Here is a 4688-nt window from a genome sequence, read left to right as displayed (position 1 = left end):
AGTGCCGTGACCAGCGCGGACGCGGTGACGCGGGCGCGCCGTACCGCGGCAAGCGCCCTGGACTCCACTACGGCAGAGCCACCCATTGCTCGATTGCGATCCATCTCAGCCCCCCAGCTGTGCACAACACCAATGCGCGGCCAGCCCTCAGGTGAACTGGTGCGCTGAGGCAGACAATACAGGTCGCAAAACGACTCGAAAAGGGCAGACGTGACAATCACCTGAATTTGCCGTATTCGCGACGTCCCGTCGGTGGCCGCGGTGGGTGCCCGCGCGGGCTCGACACGCAGGGTCCTCGGGGCCGACTCCGCCCCGCCTCGCCCGGCACCTCGGCTTGCGCCGCCACGGGAGCTCCGGCCCGCAGGACGGCTTGGAGTTATTCAATCTTTGCCGCCGCTTGGAATAGCGATTGCCGCGCTCGGGTTGCACAAATCGGACATGTGAAGTGTGATGAGAGGGGGGTAAACCGTGACAGTCCCGTACATTTCGGCTCCTACGTGGGGCCTGCGAGGTAGCAGGCCTCTCGGAGCCGGGTCGCGCCCGCGGGCCGTCTCGTCCCCCGACTCTTCCTTGGCGCGCCGAGCCCTTCGCAGGGTCGCGTGGATGGACATCGCCATCCAGATCGCTGGCATCGCGATCATCGTCGCGGCGGGGTGGGCCGTAGTGACGGGCGGGTATTTCCAGCGCGCCGTGGACAACTTCAGCGGCTGGTACGTGGGAGACATCGCCCCTAGGTTCGCGCTCGGCACGGCAGCGGTGGTGCCCGGCCAGGACTTCCGCAACGGATTCTTCGCGGACCGCCCCATGGTGCCCGACGCCCTGCAGCACCCCGGCCCCGGCTACCTCACTGTTGCGGAGATCGGTTCTGTCGTCGAGGCGGCGCCGGCCTCGTAATCTGCCGCGAGACCGGTCGCATGCGGGCGGTTCGCATTCGCGCGAGCAGCCCCCAGGGCCGCACGGACAGCACCACCAGGAACGCCGCCCCCGAGAGCCCCACGCTCGCCGCCGGCAGCCACCCCGCGCCGTAGGCGCTCAGGATGGCGCCACCCGCGATCGGGCCCAGCATGTTGCCCACGTTGTACATCGACTGGTAAAGCGCCATCAGCACATCGGTGCGCCCCGGGGCGTGGCGCATCGCCCAATTGAGGTGTGATGCGACCACGATCGCCCAGCAGGCGCCTTGTAGTACCAGCATCGCGACCGTCACCGGCACGGAGGAGCCGCCGATCGCCAGCCCGATGAACATCAGCACGAGCAACCCCAGCCCGACCACCGCTGAGCGCACCGGCCATCGGTCAAGGTAGCGGCCGACGAAGGCCGTGGTGACCGTGCCCATCACCCCGCCCAGGGCCAGCAGCAGCGGCACCGTTGTCTCGGCGAAGCCCGTCACGCGCACGAGGAACGGGGCGATGTATGTCCACGTCACCGCCATCGCACCCACCGCGAGCGCGATTGCCACCAGCACACGGACGAACATCCGCTTTGATGGGAGCTGACCTCGGGCCGCCGTGCCCTCCTCGGCGCGGAAGCTGGGCATCAGCAGCAGGAGCGCGACCAGGAGCACCCCTGCAGCGACGGTGAGCACCCCATACGCCGTGGTCCACGACCGTGACTGGCCCAGCCACGTGAGCACGGGCAGCCCGATCACGCCAGCTCCCGACGCGCCCAACAGAAGCCGCGCGACCATCCGCCCGCGGAGCTCGGGCGGAAACATCCCGGCCGCAGCCGGCGTCGCCACCGCCCAGAACAGCGCGTGCGCGACGGCTGAGAGGCCCCGCCCGACCGCGAGTTGGGTGAAGCTGCCCGCGGTCGCCGCGATCGCGAGCCCGGCCATGAACACTGCGAGCGCGATGATGAGCGCCGTCCGGGGACGCAGCCTCGTGGTCGCCGCGGCGAGGGGCACGGAGCCCACCACCACCACCAACGCCTGGATAGTGATGAGAAGCCCGACGGTCGACTCGGCCACGCCCAGGCTGGCGGCGATGGGCGGCATGAGGCCCAGCGGCAGCACCTCGGCCGTGACGAACGCGAACGCGGAGAACGCGAGCACCGTGAGCGCCGCGAGCGCGCGGCGGTGGGGCACGGGGAGGGCCGAGGGACGATGCGCGTCGGCGGAGTCGGGCACGGGAGGGAGGATCGCGGCCTGGCCCGCGACCGGATAGGCGACCACCGCCGTCAGGATCGCGGGCGCCAGGACGTCGAGCGCGGGGTCGACGGGACCCGGCGCGCGGGCGCGCGAACGATCCGGATTTCCGGGAGAGGGGGTCACGGCGGGCCAATCACCAGTGTGCCGACGATGGACTGCCTCCATGGTCGCACGCCGCATCGCTCCGTCGCGACGCCGCGCACGCTAGCGTGGAGGAATCCGTCGCGGGAAGGACCGTCATGTTCACCGGACTCACGCCCGAGTTGTGCGCACAGGCCTGGGAGCTCATCAAGCCGTCCATCGAGCGCGCCGCCGAGCACGGGATCATCCGAGGCGCGGTGGGGGATCTCGTGGTCCTCGACCCGGCGCGCAGTGAGGCGGTGATCCTGTGGACCGGGAGCATCGGCGACACCGAGGACGCGACGTACGGGTTCGCCGTCGCGAAGGCGAAGGTGGCGCATCGCACCGGCGTCGACACGTCGCGGCTGCGGATGGATCAGCCGCATCTCTACGCGGCGGGAGACATCGTCTTCCCGGGTGGGGTGGTGCGCCACGGAATGGTCGCCGCGTTCTCGGGAGTCGAGGGCGAGGCGGACGAGATGATCGCCGAGTGGTTCATCGCGGCCGTGCGGGGCATCGCCAGGCTCGCCTTCGTCTCCTCGCACGGCCCCGACGCCACGGGCACCATCTATCTCGAGGGTTAGAACGGAAGCGAAGCGCCCGCGCCCGCACCTTCGGCCCGTGGGAGAGACGCCGTGAGATCGATTCTGCAGGGTTCGGCTGCGCCGCTGGCGGCGCTGCTCGTTTCCGGTTGCACCCTGCTCGGCGCGGGAGGGGCCAGCGGAAGTGGCGAAGGGCCGAGGTCGGCGGTCCACGACACTCGACTCACGACCGCCGCTGCCACGGTGATCTACGTGGTAGACGGCGACACCGTGGTGGTCGACGGCGACGTGCACGTCAGGCTGATCGGCTACGACACCCCCGAGCGCGACCAATGCGGGTATGCCGAAGCGACGGCGGTCCTGCGTGATGCGGTGGAGGGAGAGTCCGTCGCTCTCGTCAATCCCGCATCGGTGGCCGACAAGGATTCGTACGGGCGGATCTTGCGCTATGTGGTGATTGCCGGCCGAGACGTGGGCGAGTTGATGATCGAGTCCGGGCTGGCAGTGGCCCGTTACGACGGCCTCGACGGCTATGACTGGCACGTCCACCAGGATCGCTATCGCGATCTTGACGCGGCTCACCCGGACCTGTGCGCGCCAGACCGATCCTGAGGATTCCGACGTGGCTCGGCGGCGCTCGCGGGAAGCCCCGCGCGAACGGAAGCGTTGCAGGCGGTGTGAAGCCCGCATCGTCCACCCCGGCTATCGGCGCTCTCGAGGCGTCCGGCCTGGACTTCGAGATCACCTCGCACGGGCCGGTGCGCTCGCTGGAGGAGGCGGCCCGGGCTCGCGGACTGGAGCCACGGCAGATCCTGAAGACCTTGGTGGTGCGCCGCGCCGAGGGCGACTACCTGCTGGTGCTGGTCCCGGGCGACCGCGAGATCAGCTGGCCTAAGCTGCGGGCGCTGCTGGGCGTCAACCGCGTCTCGATGCCCGACAAGGACGTAGCCAGGGACGTGACCGGATACGAGCGAGGCACCATCACGCCGTTCGGCGCCGCGCCGGACCCTGCCACGGGCAAGCCGTGGCCGGTGATCGCCGACGAGCTCATCGTGTCCCGCGAGGGGCCCGTGTCGATCGGGGGTGGCGCGCACGGCGTCGCAGCGACCGTTGATCCTGCACAGCTGGTCGCGGTGCTGGGCGCGCAGGTGGCCGACGTGACCGAACCGCCGGCGCCGCGAGGCGCCTGACCGCCTGCCCTGCGGGCCGGGGCCGGGTACCCTGGCATGCGTGTACGTCAGACCCCCCCTCCCCGAACTGGCCTTCACCGACTCCGACGGCAAGGCGATCCACTACGGCTCCCGCTGGGGAGACGCGGGTCCGCCGGAGCGCACCTACTCGCTGACCCGGCATCCGGAGCGATTCGCCCCGTTGGTCGACGTGGCGAACGCGCTCATCGAGCACCTCGCGAGCACCTACGACGTCGACGTGCACACCACCGAGGGCCTCCCCGACGGGGCTCCCGATGCCCTGCGCCGCTACGAGCACGGTCAGGTGCGCATCGCTCGCGCCACCACCTTTGTGCCTCGGCACGAGATGTCCGCGCCGCTGGTGATAGCCGAGACCACGTTCCCCAGCGTGGTGGTCGCGATGGGTGCAGTGGGCCTCGAGAGCTCACCGCCGTGCGGCTGCGACGCGTGTGACGAAGCGATCGAGTTCTGTGCCGAGGAGCTCGAGAACCTGGTGTTCTCCGTGGTGGAGGGGCGCTACCAGGAGCGGTACAGCTGGACCGAGGGGATCCAGGTCTCGCTCGCTGGTTCGTGGGGTGCGCGCTCGAACACCACGCCACGCAGCGCCGCCAACAAGGAGGACCTGGAGGCCGTCAAGCAGAGCCAGCGCGAGCGCCACGGCGCCCGTTGGATGCCGTGGCCGCCCAAGCG

The 4688-nt window shown here is 70.2% G+C and carries 6 protein-coding genes; 5 read left to right on the top strand and 1 reads right to left on the bottom strand.

Annotation, left to right across the window (positions count from 1 at the left end):
* Window positions 1–603 precede the first annotated feature (603 nt).
* Window positions 604–894, top strand: a complete 291-nt coding sequence (locus Q0L54_RS10495) for a hypothetical protein (protein ID WP_296667916.1) — start codon at window positions 604–606, stop codon at window positions 892–894.
* Here the strand turns inward: Q0L54_RS10495 and Q0L54_RS10490 are convergent.
* Entirely contained in the window at window positions 845–2269 is a 1425-nt protein-coding gene (locus Q0L54_RS10490; protein WP_296667914.1) for an MFS transporter, read from the bottom strand. The two genes, Q0L54_RS10495 and Q0L54_RS10490, sit on opposite strands and share 50 nt — an antisense overlap.
* A gap of 116 nt (window positions 2270–2385) precedes the next feature.
* On the opposite strand from Q0L54_RS10490, the gene Q0L54_RS10485 reads away from it, so the two are divergent.
* The 4 genes from Q0L54_RS10485 to Q0L54_RS10470 form a co-directional block, all read left to right on the top strand.
* The gene (locus Q0L54_RS10485; RefSeq protein WP_296667912.1) at window positions 2386–2850 is read left to right on the top strand and encodes a hypothetical protein; all 465 of its coding nucleotides are present in this window, start codon (window positions 2386–2388) and stop codon (window positions 2848–2850) included.
* 51 nt (window positions 2851–2901) lie between these two features.
* Window positions 2902–3420: a thermonuclease family protein gene (locus tag Q0L54_RS10480; protein WP_296667910.1), complete on the top strand. Its 519-nt coding sequence runs from the start codon at window positions 2902–2904 to the stop codon at window positions 3418–3420.
* A 65-nt stretch (window positions 3421–3485) separates the two neighbouring features.
* Window positions 3486–3998: an aminoacyl-tRNA deacylase gene (locus Q0L54_RS10475; RefSeq protein ID WP_296667908.1), complete on the top strand. Its 513-nt coding sequence runs from the start codon at window positions 3486–3488 to the stop codon at window positions 3996–3998.
* A 40-nt stretch (window positions 3999–4038) separates the two neighbouring features.
* A partial coding sequence (locus Q0L54_RS10470; protein WP_296667906.1) for a DUF6226 family protein occupies window positions 4039–4688 on the top strand: 650 nt, incomplete at its 3' end.

Source organism: Demequina sp. (genome assembly GCF_024642165.1).
Classification (GTDB): domain Bacteria; phylum Actinomycetota; class Actinomycetes; order Actinomycetales; family Demequinaceae; genus Demequina.
Note: the sequence above shows the minus strand (reverse complement) of the source record. Positions and strands in the feature narration are given on the sequence as shown.